Genomic DNA, 14,375 nt, shown 5'->3' on the forward strand with positions numbered 1-14,375 from the left:
CGGGATTCGAGACGCGAGGACCCGATGGCAGCCACACACGAGAGCGGCGCTCTCGGCCTGCTCGACGACGAGATCCGCGCATCTGACGGGGCACGCTTCTCCGGGGGACCGGCCGCCGGTGCGCGCACCCTCGTCGACGTCTTCGACGCCAGCGTGCGCTCCCACCCGGACGAGCTCGCCCTGGACGACGGCAGGACCCGCCTGACCTACCGGGCGCTCGCCGGCGAGGTGGAGCGGCTGCGCCGCCGGCTCGCCGACGCCGGGGTCGGCCTCGGTGACCGCGTCGGTGTCCGGGTGCCTTCCGGCACCAACGACCTGTACGTGGCGATCCTCGCCGTCCTCGCGGCCGGCGCCGCCTATGTGCCGGTGGACGCCGAGGACCCGGACGAGCGGGCCGAGCTGGTCTTCGGCGAGGCGCGGGTGCGGGCGGTCGTCGGCGCCGGGCACGAGCTGACCCTCGGCGACGGAACCCGTGCGCCCGCCGCCCGTCCCGGCACCGCGGACGACGCCTGGATCATCTTCACCTCCGGCTCCACCGGCAAGCCCAAGGGCGTCGCCGTCAGCCACCGCAGCGCCGCCGCCTTCGTGGACGCGGAGGCCGCGCTGTTCCTCACCGACGAGCCGATCGGACCCGGTGACCGGGTCATGGCGGGCCTGTCGGTCGCGTTCGACGCGTCCTGCGAGGAGATGTGGCTGGCCTGGCGCTACGGCGCCTGTCTGGTGCCGGTCCCCCGCTCCCAGGTCCGCAGCGGCGCCGACCTCGGCCCCTGGCTGGTCGAGCAGGAGATCACGGTCGTCTCCACGGTGCCGACGCTGGCCGCTCTGTGGGAGCCGGAGACCCTCAACGACGTACGGCTGCTGATCTTCGGCGGGGAGGCCTGCCCGCCCGAGCTGGTGCAGCGGCTGGTGACGGAGGGCCGCGAGGTCTGGAACACCTACGGACCGACCGAGGCGACCGTGGTGGCCTGCGCGGCCCTGATGTCCGGTTCCCCCGAGGAGCCGGTGCGGATCGGTCTGCCGCTGCGCGGTTGGGAGCTGGCGGTCGTCGACGAGGCCGGTGAGCCGGTGCCGATGGGCGGCAGTGGGCAGCTGGTGATCGGCGGGATCGGGCTCGCCCGGTACCTCGACGCCGACAAGGACGCGGAGAAGTACGCGCCGCTGCCGTCGCTGGGCTGGGAGCGGGCGTACCGCAGCGGGGACCTGGTGCGGGCCGACCCGGAGGGACTGGTGTTCCTGGGGCGGGCCGACGAGCAGATCAAGCTCGGCGGGCGCCGGATCGAGCTCGGCGAGGTCGACGCGGCCCTCCAGGCCCTGCCCGGGGTCGCGGGCGCGGCCGCCGCCGTGCGCACCGCCCGCAGCGGCAACCAGCTGCTGGTCGGCTATGTCGTCACCCAGGACGGCTGGGACCAGGCGGCGGCCGTCGAGCGGCTGCGCGCCGAGCTGCCGGCCGCGCTGGTGCCGCTGCTGGCCCCGGTCGCCGACCTGCCGACGCGTACCTCGGGCAAGGTGGACCGCAACGCTCTGCCCTGGCCGCTGGAGGGTCTGGAGACCGGTGCCGCGGCCGAGCGGCTGCACGGCACCGAGGCCTGGCTCGCCGAGCAGTGGACGGCCGTGCTCGGCATCCCGGTGACCGGGTCCGGCGACGACTTCTTCGCGATCGGCGGCAGCAGTCTCGCCGCCGCCCAGCTCACCACCCGGCTGCGCGAGCGTTACCCGGAGGCCGCCGTCCTCGACATCTACCAGCGGCCGACCCTGCGCAAGCTGGCCCAGCGGCTGGAGGCCTCCGCGCAGCAGGCCGGCGAGAGCCGGACCGTCGCCCCGGTGCCGGTGCGCGCCCGGCTGGTCCAGCTGCTCCTGCTGGTTCCGCTGTTCACCCTGCTCGGGCTGCGCTGGACGGTGGTGCTGGCCGCGTTCGGCAACGTGCTGACCGGCTACGCCTGGCTGCCGACCGCGCCGTGGTGGCTGGTGGTGGCCGGCGCCGTGCTGTTCTTCACCCCGCCGGGACGCCTCGCGCTCGCCGCGGGCGGGGCCCGGCTGCTGTTGCGGGGCGTGAAGCCCGGCCGTCATCCGCGCGGCGGCGGCGTCCACCTGCGGCTGTGGACGGCCGAGCGGCTGGCCGAGTACACCGGGGCGACCTCGCTGACCGGGTCCTGGCTGGAGCGCTACGCCCGGGCCCTGGGCGCCAGGATCGGCCCGGACGTCGACCTGCACTCGCTGCCGCCGGTGACCGGTCTGCTCAAGCTGGGCCGGGGCGCGGCCGTGGAGTCCGAGGTCGACCTGTCGGGGTACTGGCTGGACGGCGACCGGCTGGAGATCGGCCCCGTGAAGGTGGGCGCGCACGCCGTGGTCGGCACGCGCAGCATCCTGTTCCCCGGGGCCCGGGTGGGCAAGCGGGCCGAGGTCGCCCCCGGTTCCGCCGTGGCCGGGCAGGTGCCGACCGGCCAGCGCTGGGCGGGCGCGCCCGCGGTCAAGCTCGGCAAGGCCAAGCGCAGCTGGCCCAAGGACCGTCCGCCGCGGGGGCGTTTCTGGCGGGCGATGTACGGGGTGTCGGGCGCCGGGCTCACCCTGCTGCCGGTGGTGTCGGCGGGTGCCGCGCTGCTGGTCGCACGGCGGTTCGTCGAGTCCGGCGCGGGCCTCGGCCCGGCCCTGCGGGGCGCCGCGCTCGCGCTGGTGCCCGCGACCCTCGCCTACGGTCTGGCGTACGCGCTGCTGCTCCTGGCCGCCGTACGGCTGCTGAGCCTGGGGCTGCGCGAGGGCACGCATCCCACGCACAGCAGGGTCGGCTGGCAGGCCTGGACCGTCACCCAGCTGATGGACCGCTCCCGCGAGACCCTCTTCCCGCTCTACGCCGGGCTGGCCACGCCGGTGTGGCTGCGGCTGCTGGGGATGCGGGTGGGCCGGGGTGCCGAGGTGTCCACGGTGCTGGCGCTGCCCAGTCTGACCACGGTCGGGGAGGGCGCGTTCCTCGCCGACGACACGCTGACGGCGCCGTACGAGCTCGGCGGCGGCTGGGTGCGGATCGGGCGCGCGGAGATCGGGCGGCGGGCCTTCCTCGGCAACTCGGGGATGACCGCGCCGGGCCGGTCGGTGCCGGACGGCGGTCTGGTCGGTGTGCTGTCGGCGACGCCGAAGAAGGCGAAGAAGGGCAGCTCGTACCTGGGGCTGCCGCCGGTGAAGCTGCCGCGCTCGGCGGCCGAGTTCGACCAGGACCGCACCTACGACCCGCCGGCCCGGCTGCTGTGGGCGCGCGGTCTGGTGGAGCTGTGCCGGCTGGTGCCCGTGTTCTGTTCCGCGGCGCTGGCCGTGGGCACGGTGGCGGCGCTGTGCGCGCTGGGTCCCTGGGCCGCGCCGTTGTCGGGGCTGGTGCTGCTGGCCACCGGGGCGGTCGCGGCGGTGGTGTCGCTGGCCGCCAAGTGGCTGCTGGTGGGCCGGCACCGCAGCGGGGAGCATCCGCTGTGGAGCGGGTTCGTCTGGCGCAACGAGCTGGCGGACACGTTCGTCGAGGTCGTGGCCGTACCTTGGCTGGTAGGTGCCGTCCCGGGCACGCCGGTGACGACGGCGTGGCTGCGTGGTCTGGGCGCGCGCATCGGCCGCGGGGTCTGGGTGGAGAGCTACTGGCTGCCCGAGACCGACCTGGTGACCTTGGAGGACGCGGCCACCGTGAACCGTGGCTGTGTGCTCCAGACCCACCTTTTTCACGATCGGATCTTGCGGACGGGTACGGTTGTCCTCCGTCAAGGCGCCACCCTGGGTCCTGGCGGGATCGTGCTGCCCGGCAGCACGATCGGGGCCCGCACCACGCTGGGCCCCGCGTCGCTCGTCATGGCCGCGGAGTCCGTCCCGGACGACACCCGCTGGCTGGGCAACCCGATCGAGGCCTGGCGTACCTGAGCGCCGGCCGTTCGGACCCGGTGGGCGGTGCAGCACCGGCACGGCGGACAGCACAGCGCAGGGAGCGGACACGGCAGTGGCAGTACAGCAGTCAGTGGGCCAGGACCCGTACTTCCCGGCCAACGGCGACCCCCGCTACCGGGTGCACCGCTACGAGCTCGCCCTGGACTACCGTCCCGGGCCGAACCGGCTGGCGGGCACGGCCCGGATCAACGCGATTGCCGGGCGGGCGGCGCTGCCCGAGTTCCAGCTCAACCTGGCCGACTTCAGGATCGGCCGGGTGCGGGTGGACGGGCGGCAGCCGCACTACACCCATCGGGGCGACCGGCTGCGTATCCGTCCCGCCAAGCCGATCCGGCCGGGTGCCGCCTTCACGGTGGAGGTGCAGTGGTCCGGCAATCCCAAGCCGGTGGCCAGCCCCTGGGGCGGGCTCGGCTGGGAGGAGCTGACGGACGGGGCGCTGGTGGCGAGCCAGCCGATCGGGGCGCCGTCCTGGTACCCGTGCAACGACCGCCCCGCCGACAAGGCCTCGTACCAGATCTCCGTGACCACGCCGTCCGCGTACTCGGTGGTGGCGGGCGGGCGGCTGCTCACCCGCACCACGAAGGCGTCGACCACCACCTGGGTCTACGAGCAGTCGGCGCCGACCTCCAGCTATCTGGTCGGGCTGGCGATCGGCAAGTACCAGACGGTGCTGCTGGGCGACCCCGACCCGGGGCTCGGCGGTGTGCCGCAGCACGGGCACATCCCGGCGCATCTGCTGCCCGCGTTCTCCCGGGACTTCGCGCGCCAGCCGATGATGATGGAGTTGTTCCAGCGGCTGTTCGGGCCGTATCCGTTCGACGAGTACGCGGTCGTCGTGACGGAGGAGGAACTCGATGTTCCGGTCGAGGCACAGGGGTTGTCGCTGTTCGGGGCCAACCACGTGGACGGGGCGCGGGGTTCGGAGCGGCTGGTGGCGCACGAGCTGGCGCACCAGTGGTTCGGCAACAGCGTGTCCATAGCGGACTGGCGGCAGATCTGGCTGAACGAGGGCTTCGCGAAGTACGCCGAGTGGCTGTGGTCGGAGCGTTCGGGCGGCCGCAGTGCGCAGCAACTCGCGGCCGCAGCACACCGGCTGGTGTCGTCGCTGCCGCAGGACCTGCGGCTGGCCGATCCGGGGCGCAAGTCGATGTTCGACGACCGGCTCTACGAGCGTGGCGGGCTCGCCGTGCACGCGGTGCGGTGTGCGCTGGGCGACGACGCGTTCTTCCGGATGCTGCGCGGCTGGACCCTGCTGCACCGGGGCGGGGCGGTGACGACGGCGACGTTCGCCGCGCACGCGGCGCGCTTCGCGTCGGAGCCGCTGGACGAGGTCCTGGACGCCTGGGTGTACGGGACGGAGCTGCCGCCGCTGCCCACGCTGACCATGCCTCCGATGCCGCTGGCACCGCCCACGCCGTAGAGCTGCGGGCTCTTGTGGCCCGGCGGCGCCCGCGGGTGGCGCGGTGGTGCGGGCCGGGGTGCAGCAGAATGGACGTCATGTCCCGACGCACCTCGCACCCGCGGCGCCCGAGCCCCGCCGGCCCGGCCTCCCTGCCCTCCTGTCCCTGCGGCGCGGCGAAGCCGTACGAGGAGTGCTGCGGCCGGTTCCACCGGGGTGAGGCCGCGGCCCCCACCGCCGAGGCGCTGATGCGCTCCCGCTACTGCGCATTCGTGCGGCTCGACGCGCCCTACCTGCTGCGGACCTGGCATCCGCGGACGCGGCCGGAGGCGGTCGAGCTCGACCCGGGGATGCGGTGGACCGGGCTGGAGATCCTGGAGACCGTCGGCGGTACGGGCTTCCACGCCACCGGGACCGTGACCTTCCGGGCCTCCTACCGGGGCGGTTCGCTGCACGAGCGCAGCCGGTTCGAGCGGGTCGACGGTGCGTGGACCTATGTGGACGGAGACTTCCTGGACTGACGGGGACTTCCTGGACTGACGGGGAGTCATCGGGCCGAACGACCGGTCCGGCAGGGCCCGTTCGGGTGACCGGCAGGGCCCGTCCGGGTGGAATCAGGGCGCCAGGATGTCGAGTTCCTGGAGGGCGCCCTCCGCGATCTGCCGGGTCAGTTCCTGCGCGCGGGCCGCGTCGCCCTCGCGGACGGCCTCGGCGACCTGGACGTGCAGCGTGACGGCTGCCGGGTCGGGGTCCTCGAACATGACCTCGTGGTGGGTGCGGCCGGCCAGGACCTCGGCGACGACGTCCCCGAGCCGGGCGAACATCTCGTTGCCCGACGCGGTCAGGATCACCCGGTGGAAGGCGATGTCGTGGACGAGGTAGCCCTCCAGCCGGTGGCCGCGTGAGTTGGCCACCATGCCGAGGGCGCACTCGGTGAGTTCGGCGCACTGCTCGGCCGTGGCGTTCCGCGCCGCCAGGCCCGCCGCGATCGGCTCGACCGCCGAGCGCAGCACGGTCAGCGAGCGCAGCTGGCGCGGCCGGTCGGCGCCCGCCAGACGCCAGCGAATGACCTGCGGGTCGTAGACGTTCCAGGCGGCCATGGGCAGCACTGTCACGCCCACCCGACGACGGGACTCGACCAGGTGCATGGACTCCAGCACCCGGACCGCCTCGCGCATCACCGACCGTGACACCTCGAAGCGCTGCGCGAGCTCGTCGGTGCGCAGAACGCTGCCCGGCGGGTACTCGCCCGCGGTGATCGCGGGGCCGAGGGCTTCCAGTACGCGGCCGTGCAGCCCCCGGTCCGAAGTGGTCATGCACTCAGCGTACGGGGTGGATCACAGAGCTAAAAAGTCAGACTTATACGTCACAGACTCTTGAATTTGTCGGACCTAATCGGTTTCAGTGTGCTGGACACCAGGTGTCGACGAAGACAGTGAGGCAGTCATGAGTACCCCGCAGGTCGTCGTGGTCATGGGGGTCGCCGGAACCGGCAAGACCACCATCGGCCCCTTGCTGGCGGACCGTCTCGGCGTTCCGTACGCCGAGGGCGACGACTTCCACCCGCAGGCCAACATCGACAGGATGTCGGCCGGCATCCCGCTCACCGACGAGGACCGGTGGCCCTGGCTGGACGCCATCGGCGGCTGGGCCCACGGCCGGGCCGGGCTCGGCGGAGTGGTCAGCTGCTCGGCGCTGAAGCGGTCCTACCGCGACCGACTGCGGGCCTCGGCACCCGACCTCGTCTTCGTGCACCTCGCGGGCGACCGCGCCCTCATCGAGGACCGGATGTCGCACCGGCAGGGTCATTTCATGCCGACGGCACTGCTGGACTCCCAGTTCGCCACGCTCCAGCCGCTGGAGACGGACGAGGCGGGAGTCACGGTGGACGTGGCCGGCGGCCCCGAGGACATCACCGCGCGCGCCGCGGCCGCGCTGGACGCCCTCGGCCGAACCTCGTCGTCGCCCACCCGGCCCTCACCGCAGGCCTGACCCCGCTCCCCTCCCCGTCCCTCCCTCCCTTCACAAGGAACCCCCGTGACCAGACTCAGCGTCGAGATGCTGGCAGCGGACGCCGTCGAGCCGATCACCTCGGCCGGCCACGCCCGGCTGGGCCTCGCCGTGCTGGCGGGCATCGCCGTCATCGTCCTGCTCATCACCAAGTACAAGCTCCACGCCTTCCTGGCGCTGACCATCGGGTCGCTCGCGCTGGGGGCGTTCGCCGGAGCGCCGCTCGACAAGGCCATCCTCAGCTTCACCACCGGACTCGGCTCTACCGTGGCCGGGGTGGGCGTCCTGATCGCGCTCGGGGCGATCCTGGGCAGGCTGCTGGCCGACTCCGGTGGCGCCGACCAGATCGTCGACACGATCCTCGCCAAGGCGGGCGGCCGGGCCATGCCGTGGGCGATGGTACTGATCGCCTCGGTGATCGGGCTGCCGCTGTTCTTCGAGGTCGGCATCGTGCTGCTGATCCCGGTGGTGCTGATGGTCGCCAAGCGCGGCAACTACTCCGTGATGCGGATCGGCATCCCCGCGCTGGCCGGCCTGTCGGTGATGCACGGACTCATCCCGCCGCACCCCGGCCCGCTGGTCGCCATCGACGCGGTCAAGGCCAACCTGGGCGTCACCCTGGCCCTGGGCATAGTCGTCGCGATCCCGACGGTGATCATCGCCGGTCCGCTGTTCTCGAAGGTCGCCGCGCGCTGGGTGGACGTCCCGGCCCCGGAGCGGATGCTCCCGCCGCGCGCCTCGGAGGAGCTGGATCGCCGGCCGAGCTTCGGCGCCACCCTGGCCACCGTGCTGCTGCCGGTCGTCCTGATGCTGTCCAAGGCTCTGGTCGACATCGTCGTCGACGACCCCGCGCACCAGGTGCAGCGTGTCTTCGACGTCATCGGCTCGCCGCTGATCGCGCTGCTCACGGCCGTCATCGTGGGCATGTTCACGCTGGGCCGGGCCGCGGGCTTCACCAAGGACCGGCTGTCGACGACCGTCGAGAAGTCCCTCGCGCCGATCGCGGGCATCCTGCTGATCGTCGGCGCGGGCGGCGGCTTCAAGCAGACCCTGATCGACTGCGGCGTGGGCCAGATGATCCTGGACATCTCCAAGGACTGGTCGATCCCCGCGCTGCTGCTGGCCTGGCTGATCGCGGTGGCGATCCGGCTGGCCACAGGTTCGGCGACCGTCGCGACCATCTCCGCGGCCGGGCTCGTCGCCCCGCTGGCGGCCGACATGTCCACCACCCACACGGCGCTGCTGGTCCTCGCCATCGGCGCGGGCTCGCTCTTCTTCAGCCATGTCAACGACGCCGGCTTCTGGCTGGTGAAGGAGTACTTCGGACTGAGCGTCGGTCAGACCGTCAAGACGTGGTCCGTCATGGAGACGATCATCTCCGTGGTCGGCGGCGGCCTGGTGCTGCTGCTGTCCCTGGTGATCTAGGGCATACACCCGAAAAATCCCGCGGTACGGCGGTCACGGCCCGCCCGCTCCCCGGCACCGGCGTCAGCGCCGGCCGGCCGGGGAGCGGGCGGGCCCGCCGCGTTCACGCACCCGCGGCGTGTCCCGTCCTCAGGGCCGCCACAGCGGATGTTCCCGCTCCGCCCACTCCGGGCTCACCGATCCCGTGCGCATGCCGCGGCGGGCCTCCGGATCGCCCAGGGCCATGCCGATGTGGCCGGCCACGACGACGCCGACGGTGAGGGCGAGCCAGTCGTGCACGAAGGTCGCGCTGGTCCGCCAGACCAACGGCGTGAGGTGGGTGAACCACATCAGCAGGCCCGTGCCCAGCATCACCAGCACCGCCCCGGCGATCCAGGCCGCGTAGATCTTCTGGCCGGCGTTGAACTTGTCCGCCGGACGGGACGCGCGGCGCCGGTCCCGGGCCAAGACCGCGCGCAGCCAGACCCGGTCGTGCGGTCCGAACCGGTTCAGCCGGCCCAGGTCCGCCCGGAAGGCCCGGGAGGCCAGTGCGGCCAGGACGGGCACCGGCAGGGCGAGTCCGGCCCACTCGTGGACCCGTACCACCAGCTCGCGGCGGCCGACCAGCTCGGCGAACTCGGGGACGTACAGGAAGGACGCCGTCACCACGCAGACGCCCGCCAGCACGGCCGTGGCGCGGTGCGTCCACCGCTCGGCGCGGGTGAAACGGTGACGGCGGCCCGTGGAGAGCGCCGGGTCAGCTCGTAGGGGCATCGTCACGTCCGTTCGAACGGCCCACCCAGGCGTCGACGTCGTAGCCGCGGTCCTCCCAGTAGCCGGGGTGGACGTCCTCGGTGACGGTGATGCCGGAGAGCCACTTGGCCGACTTGTAGAAGTACATCGGCGCGACATAGAGGCGCACCGGGCCGCCGTGCTCGTGCCCCAGGTCCTTGTCCTGCATGCGCAGCGCCACCAGGACGTCGGCGCGGCGGGCCTGGTCGAGGGTGAGGCTCTCGGTGTACGTGCCGTCGAAGCAGCTGAAGCGCACGGCCCCGGCCTTCGCGCGCACCCCGGCCGCGTCCAGCAGATGGGACAGCCGTACGCCCTCGAAGGGTGTCCCGGGGACCCGCCAGCCGGTGACGCACTGGACGTCCCTGACCAGCCGGGTCTGGGGCAGGGCGCGCAGGTCGGCGAGGGTGTAGCCGGCCGGGCGGTCGACCAGGCCGTCGACGGTGAGTCGGTAGTCGGTGGCGCTCTTGTGCGGGACGGACGCGGCGACCGAGTAGTAGCGGAACCCGCCGCCGTTGGGGAGCAGACCCGTCAGGCCCGTGGGGTCCTTGTCGGCCGCGCTGCCGAGGAAGGCCTCCAGGCCGCGTTGCAGGGTCGGCGCCGTGAGTACGCCGAAGGCGCCCAGGCCCAGGGTGCCGAGGAAGATCCGGCGGCCCATCGGCGCACCGCGTTCCCCGGGCGGTTCAGGTGGTTCGGAAGTCACCCCTTCATTCGAACACCGGCGACCCCGGTGGGGCCAGGAATCCGCGGCCCCCGTCAGATTTCCGTAACCACTTCTCACCCTGGCCTCGGATACGGCCGGGCGGCCTCAGCCCGTGCCGAAGGCGCGGTCGCGGGCGGCCCGGAAGGCCGCGCGCGGGTCGCGGTCCGGGTACGTCCAGGGTGCGGGGGTGGCGTACGCCCCGATCCGCTGGAACAGGGCGGCCGCCTCGGCGGCACAGCCCGCGTGGTGCTTGGCGTGGGCGAGGAAGTTGAGGTCGACCAGGCAGCGCGGGTGGCCGTCGTGCTCCCACTCCAGCCACCACTCGAAGGCGGCCCGCGCCACCTGCCGGGCCCGGGGCCCGGTCCAGTGGTCCGAGGCGGCCGGGTCGGCGGGCTCGGCCCCGGTGGCGGCCAGCACCCGGTAGCGCTCGGCGCGCGCGACCACCGGCAGCACGGCCAGCGGGGAGTCGGCGGGTGCGTGCCGGGCGGACGTCTCGGCGAAGTCGTAGACGGCGTGCTGCGGGTCGGGGCCCGCCTCGGCGCGGCGCTCGGCGAGCCGGGCGACCATCAGATGGTGGGCGTGGTGGTGCTCGGGGCAGCGCTTGCGCACCTCCTCGAAGGCGGCGGCCGTGTCCGCCTCGCCGCCGCGGGACCGCTCCAGCATGAGCAGGCCGAGCCAGGGGGTGGGGTCGGCGGGCGCGAGCCCGGCGGCGGTGTGGCAGGCCTCGCGAACCCGGTCCTGCCGCTCCCGGCCGCGTACCGCCCGCCTGACCAGGGCCAGGGCGAGCAGGACCGAGGCGTCTGCGGAGCCGGGCTCGGCGCTCAGCCAGTCGCGGGCCCGGGCGGCGCTGCGGGGATGCCGGGCGAGCACGGCGACGCGATGACCCCGGCGCTCCCAGTCGTCCCCCGTCCGGACCAGCAGCGAGCGGGCGGCCTGCCAGCGCCCTTCGGCCAGCGCGGCGCGGGCGGCCGCGAGTTCGGTGTCGTCGAGGGCGGCGTCGAGGGCCAGGCGCGGGTGCGCGGTGCGGCGGCCTTCACCGGCGCCGGAGCCGGGGCCGTGGTGGCCGAGGACGGGTCCGGTGCCGGGGGCGGGGGCGGGGGCGGGGGCGGATAAGTGGCCGGGACCATGAGGGCGGGGCTCGGGACCGGGTTCGACGCCGGGGGTGGATAGGCGGCCGGGACCATGGAGGCGGGGCTCGGGACCGGGTTCGACGCCGGGGACGGATAAGCGGCCGGAACCATGGGGGCCAGGGCCGGAACCGGGTTGCGCGCCGGAAGCGGGTAAGCGACCGGTATCGGCGCCCGGGCCGGGACCGGCGCCGCGGGCGGGTTCGGCACCGGGGCCGGGATCGCGGCCGGGTGAGCGGCCGGACTCGTCATCGGGGGGAGGCGGGGATAAAGGGGACACCGCGGGTCGTACCTCGTGCTCCTCTGGTCGCTCGCACGCCTTTGTGCAGCCTCGCACGCTGTCGTGCCGCCTCGCGCCGCCGCGCCCGCTTCCTCGCGCGGCACGGCCGGGTATCGGCACACCATCGGCCGATCGCCGACAGCAAACCCCCAGCCGACACGCACCGTCAAGCCGCGCGATCACACGGATTCATCAACCCGGCCCGACCCGGCGGCACTTGTGGCGCGGGGCCGGCAGACGGCGCGGCGGGCGGACGGCCGGCGTCCGGTGGGCTCCGGCCCGTCCGACGTGGCGCACGCCATGGCGGGACGGCACCCGGCGGCGCACGATGACGGTACGGCCGCGCCGCCACCCGTGATCGATCGGGCGTCGCGGCCGCGTCCAGCGCCCGGTTCCGGGTCTCGCCGCAGGGCGATGTTCCGGGCGCTTCCCGGGGCGGCGGCCGCCCCGGACCGCTAGAGTCGGCCATCGACGACCCGTGGCCCGGCCGGATGATCGAGGTACGCAGCGTGTCGGTTCTGGTTGTGGTTCTCGCCGTCAGCGCCGCCTGCTGCCTGGGCTTAGGGTTCGTGCTCCAGCAGAACGCCGCCGCGCAGGCACCGCTCAGCGACTTCCTCTCCCCGCGGCTGCTCCTGGACCTGATGCGGGTACCGCGCTGGCTCGGCGGGATCGCGCTGATGGCCGCCGGCATGGCCCTGGGCGCGATAGCCCTGGGCAAGGGCGAGATCTCCCTGGTCGAGCCGCTGCTCGCGACCAACCTGCTGTTCGCCCTCGCGCTCTCCCGCCGGCAGACCCGGCAGCCGCTGGGCCGCCAGGGCTGGGCGGGCCTCGGGCTGCTCGCGGGCGGGGTGACCGCGTTCATCGTGGCCGGTGAACCACGCGGCGGCAACGCGGTCACCGATCCGGTACGGCACTGGCTGATCATCGGCGCCATGGTCGGCGTCGCCCTGCTGCTCACGACGTACGCGAAGCGCTCCAGGCTCAGCGCCGGCCCGGTGCTGCTGGCCGTGGCGGCCGGACTGCTGTACGGGGTGCAGGACGCGCTGACGCGGGTCAGCGGGCAGCGCTTCTCCGCGGGGGGCCTGGCCGAGGTGCTGTCCGGCTGGCAGCCGTACGCCGTGCTGGTGATCGGGGTGACCGGTCTCGTACTGGTCCAGAGCGCGTTCGAGACGGCGCCGCTTCGGATGTCCCTGCCCGCCCTGACCGCGGCCCAGCCGCTGGCCGGCATCCTCTGCGGGGTGGGCTTCCTCGGCGACCGGCTGCGCACCGACACGGGAGCGCTGGCCTGGGAGGCCGCGGGGCTCGCGGCGATCGTCGCGGGCATCGTGCTGCTGGGTCTGCACCCGGCGATGCCCGACGGCACCGGGAAGCCCGAGCAGCTGCGGGACCTGCAGCCGCGCTGACCGCTCCCCGGTCACCCCGGCCCCTGCTTGGATGGGCCCATGAGCGCTGCTGACGAAATCCTCGACATCGTCGACGAGAACGACCGGGTCGTGGGACAGTCCCCGCGCGGCGAGGCCTACGCACAGGGCCTGCGCCACCGCTGCGTCTTCGTCCAGGCCCGCGACGCGGCCGGCCGTCTCTTCGTCCACCGCCGCACCCCGACCAAGCTGGTCTTCCCCTCCTTCTACGACATGTTCGTCGGCGGGGTCGTCGGCGCGGGCGAGGCGTACGACGACGCCGCCCTGCGCGAGGCCGAGGAGGAGCTCGGGGTGAGCGGACTGCCCCGCCCCGAGTTCCGCTTCAAGTTCCTGTACACCGACGGCTCCGGCCACAGCTGGTGGTCGGCCGTCTACGAGGTCCGCTGCGAACTGCCGGTGCAGCCCCAGGTGGAGGAGGTGGCCTGGTACGACTTCCTGCCCGAGGAGGAGGTCGAGGCGCGCCTGGACAGCTGGGAGTGGGTGCCGGACGGGCTGGCGGCGTACGAGCGGCTCACGGCGTACCGCGCCGACGGCTGACCGGCGGCCCCGGGTAATGTCCTGGGCGTGATCGAGTTCGTGCGCAACGTCCGCCTGTGGTTCGCACCCCAGCAGATCCGCGAGGAGGGCGGCACGCCCGACTACCGGTTCTCGCTGGCCAACGAGCGTACGTTCCTGGCCTGGCTGCGCACCTCCCTGGCACTGATCGGCGGCGGTTTCGCGGTCGACCAGTTCCTGCCGGACCTGCGCTGGGCCTGGCGGGTCGGGCTCGCGCTGGCGCTGCTCGCGGCGGGCGTGCTGTGCTCGCTGCGCGCGGTCAACCACTGGGTGCGGTGCGAGCAGGCGATGCGCCGGGGCGAGGACCTGCCCGTCTCCCGCTTCCCGGCCCTGCTCGCCGTCCTCGTCGCGGTGGTGGCCGTCGCCATGGTGATCGTCGTCCTGGTCGGCTGGGACGGATGACCGGCGCCCCGCCGCCCCCTGCCCCGGTCCGACGCCCTGAGCGCGATCCCGGGCTCCAGCCCGAGCGCACCCGGCTGGCCTGGCGGCGTACGACGCTGGCCAGCACCGTCGCGACCGTGCTCGCCGTCAAGGCCTCCCTGCACCACGGCCGGACCACCGCAGCGATCACCGTCTGCATCCTGTGCTGTGTCCTCTGGCTGGCGTTCCTGTCCGTCGCCCACCGGCGCATCCGCGCCCTGGCGAGCCACCGCCCCAGGACGCTCGCCCCACGGCACGCCACGGCGGCGGTCCTGTGCACGGTCGCGATGGCCGTGTGCGCCGCGGCACTGATCGTCTAGGGCCTGCACGGCGGGCGGCAGGACGGTCGGGC

General features: G+C 73.9%; 13 protein-coding genes. 9 read left to right on the forward strand and 4 right to left on the reverse strand.

The annotated features are described in order from the left end of the window. The first annotated feature begins 24 nt into the window (after nt 1-24). From ACZ7OY_RS22845 to ACZ7OY_RS22855, 3 genes are all read left to right on the forward strand, one after another. Complete coding sequence (locus ACZ7OY_RS22845) at nt 25-3,891, forward strand: Pls/PosA family non-ribosomal peptide synthetase (RefSeq protein ID WP_471913034.1); 3,867 nt, start codon at nt 25-27, stop codon at nt 3,889-3,891. 76 nt (nt 3,892-3,967) lie between these two features. Then, nucleotides 3,968-5,335 (forward strand): M1 family metallopeptidase, encoded by a 1,368-nt coding sequence (locus ACZ7OY_RS22850; protein ID WP_471913035.1) that lies wholly within the window; start codon nt 3,968-3,970, stop codon nt 5,333-5,335. Nucleotides 5,336-5,412: 77 nt separating this feature from the next. Then, entirely contained in the window at nt 5,413-5,835 is a 423-nt protein-coding gene (locus tag ACZ7OY_RS22855) for a YchJ family protein (protein WP_471913036.1), read from the forward strand. Nucleotides 5,836-5,928: 93 nt separating this feature from the next. On the opposite strand, the gene ACZ7OY_RS22860 is transcribed toward ACZ7OY_RS22855, so the two are convergent. Next, nucleotides 5,929-6,630, reverse strand: a complete 702-nt coding sequence (locus ACZ7OY_RS22860; protein ID WP_471913037.1) for a FadR/GntR family transcriptional regulator — start codon at nt 6,628-6,630, stop codon at nt 5,929-5,931. A 130-nt stretch (nt 6,631-6,760) separates the two neighbouring features. On the opposite strand from ACZ7OY_RS22860, the gene ACZ7OY_RS22865 reads away from it, so the two are divergent. Together ACZ7OY_RS22865 and ACZ7OY_RS22870 are read left to right on the forward strand one after the other, a co-directional pair. Next, the gene (locus ACZ7OY_RS22865) at nt 6,761-7,306 is read left to right on the forward strand and encodes a gluconokinase (RefSeq protein WP_471913038.1); all 546 of its coding nucleotides are present in this window, start codon (nt 6,761-6,763) and stop codon (nt 7,304-7,306) included. Between the two features lie 45 nt (nt 7,307-7,351). Further along, a complete protein-coding gene (locus tag ACZ7OY_RS22870; RefSeq protein WP_471913039.1) occupies nt 7,352-8,749 on the forward strand; it encodes a GntP family permease in 1,398 nt (465 codons plus the stop codon). Between the two features lie 129 nt (nt 8,750-8,878). Here ACZ7OY_RS22870 and ACZ7OY_RS22875 read toward each other — a convergent pair whose 3' ends face one another. The 3 genes from ACZ7OY_RS22875 to ACZ7OY_RS22885 all read right to left on the reverse strand — a co-directional run bounded on the left by ACZ7OY_RS22875 (nt 8,879) and on the right by ACZ7OY_RS22885 (nt 11,228). Beyond that, nucleotides 8,879-9,502: a cytochrome b/b6 domain-containing protein gene (locus ACZ7OY_RS22875; RefSeq protein ID WP_471913040.1), complete on the reverse strand. Its 624-nt coding sequence runs from the start codon at nt 9,500-9,502 to the stop codon at nt 8,879-8,881. Continuing rightward, entirely contained in the window at nt 9,486-10,220 is a 735-nt protein-coding gene (locus ACZ7OY_RS22880; RefSeq protein ID WP_471913041.1) for a molybdopterin-dependent oxidoreductase, read from the reverse strand. The genes ACZ7OY_RS22875 and ACZ7OY_RS22880 overlap by 17 nt, the downstream gene beginning before the upstream one ends. Nucleotides 10,221-10,325: 105 nt before the next feature. Next, nucleotides 10,326-11,228, reverse strand: a complete 903-nt coding sequence (locus tag ACZ7OY_RS22885) for a hypothetical protein (protein WP_471913140.1) — start codon at nt 11,226-11,228, stop codon at nt 10,326-10,328. 908 nt (nt 11,229-12,136) lie between these two features. Here ACZ7OY_RS22885 and ACZ7OY_RS22890 point away from each other — a divergent pair. Genes ACZ7OY_RS22890 through ACZ7OY_RS22905 form a run of 4 tightly spaced genes read left to right on the forward strand, consistent with a single transcriptional unit; the run spans nt 12,137 to nt 14,343 of the window. Continuing rightward, complete coding sequence (locus tag ACZ7OY_RS22890) at nt 12,137-13,030, forward strand: DMT family transporter (protein WP_471913042.1); 894 nt, start codon at nt 12,137-12,139, stop codon at nt 13,028-13,030. Between the two features lie 39 nt (nt 13,031-13,069). Next, nucleotides 13,070-13,585: an NUDIX hydrolase gene (locus ACZ7OY_RS22895; protein WP_471913043.1), complete on the forward strand. Its 516-nt coding sequence runs from the start codon at nt 13,070-13,072 to the stop codon at nt 13,583-13,585. Nucleotides 13,586-13,612: 27 nt separating this feature from the next. Continuing rightward, on the forward strand, nt 13,613-14,005 hold the full coding sequence (locus ACZ7OY_RS22900; protein ID WP_384721906.1) for a YidH family protein: 393 nt from the start codon (nt 13,613-13,615) through the stop codon (nt 14,003-14,005). Continuing rightward, on the forward strand, nt 14,002-14,343 hold the full coding sequence (locus tag ACZ7OY_RS22905) for a DUF202 domain-containing protein (protein WP_471913044.1): 342 nt from the start codon (nt 14,002-14,004) through the stop codon (nt 14,341-14,343). Before ACZ7OY_RS22900 ends, ACZ7OY_RS22905 begins: the two co-directional genes overlap by 4 nt. Nucleotides 14,344-14,375 lie beyond the last annotated feature (32 nt).

The sequence above is a fragment of the Streptomyces sp. NPDC107559 genome, from assembly GCF_055657365.1.

What these genes read in the sequence shown, in the direction of transcription:
- ACZ7OY_RS22855 (WP_471913036.1), top strand. Translation starts at nt 5,413, where the DNA reads ATGTCCCGACGCACCTCGCACCCGCGGCGCCCGAGCCCCGCCGGCCCG.
- ACZ7OY_RS22905 (WP_471913044.1), top strand. Translation starts at nt 14,002, where the DNA reads ATGACCGGCGCCCCGCCGCCCCCTGCCCCGGTCCGACGCCCTGAGCGC.
- ACZ7OY_RS22875 (WP_471913040.1), bottom strand. Translation starts at nt 9,502, where the DNA reads ATGCCCCTACGAGCTGACCCGGCGCTCTCCACGGGCCGCCGTCACCGT.
- ACZ7OY_RS22860 (WP_471913037.1), bottom strand. Translation starts at nt 6,630, where the DNA reads ATGACCACTTCGGACCGGGGGCTGCACGGCCGCGTACTGGAAGCCCTC.
- ACZ7OY_RS22865 (WP_471913038.1), top strand. Translation starts at nt 6,761, where the DNA reads ATGAGTACCCCGCAGGTCGTCGTGGTCATGGGGGTCGCCGGAACCGGC.
- ACZ7OY_RS22845 (WP_471913034.1), top strand. Translation starts at nt 25, where the DNA reads ATGGCAGCCACACACGAGAGCGGCGCTCTCGGCCTGCTCGACGACGAG.
- ACZ7OY_RS22895 (WP_471913043.1), top strand. Translation starts at nt 13,070, where the DNA reads ATGAGCGCTGCTGACGAAATCCTCGACATCGTCGACGAGAACGACCGG.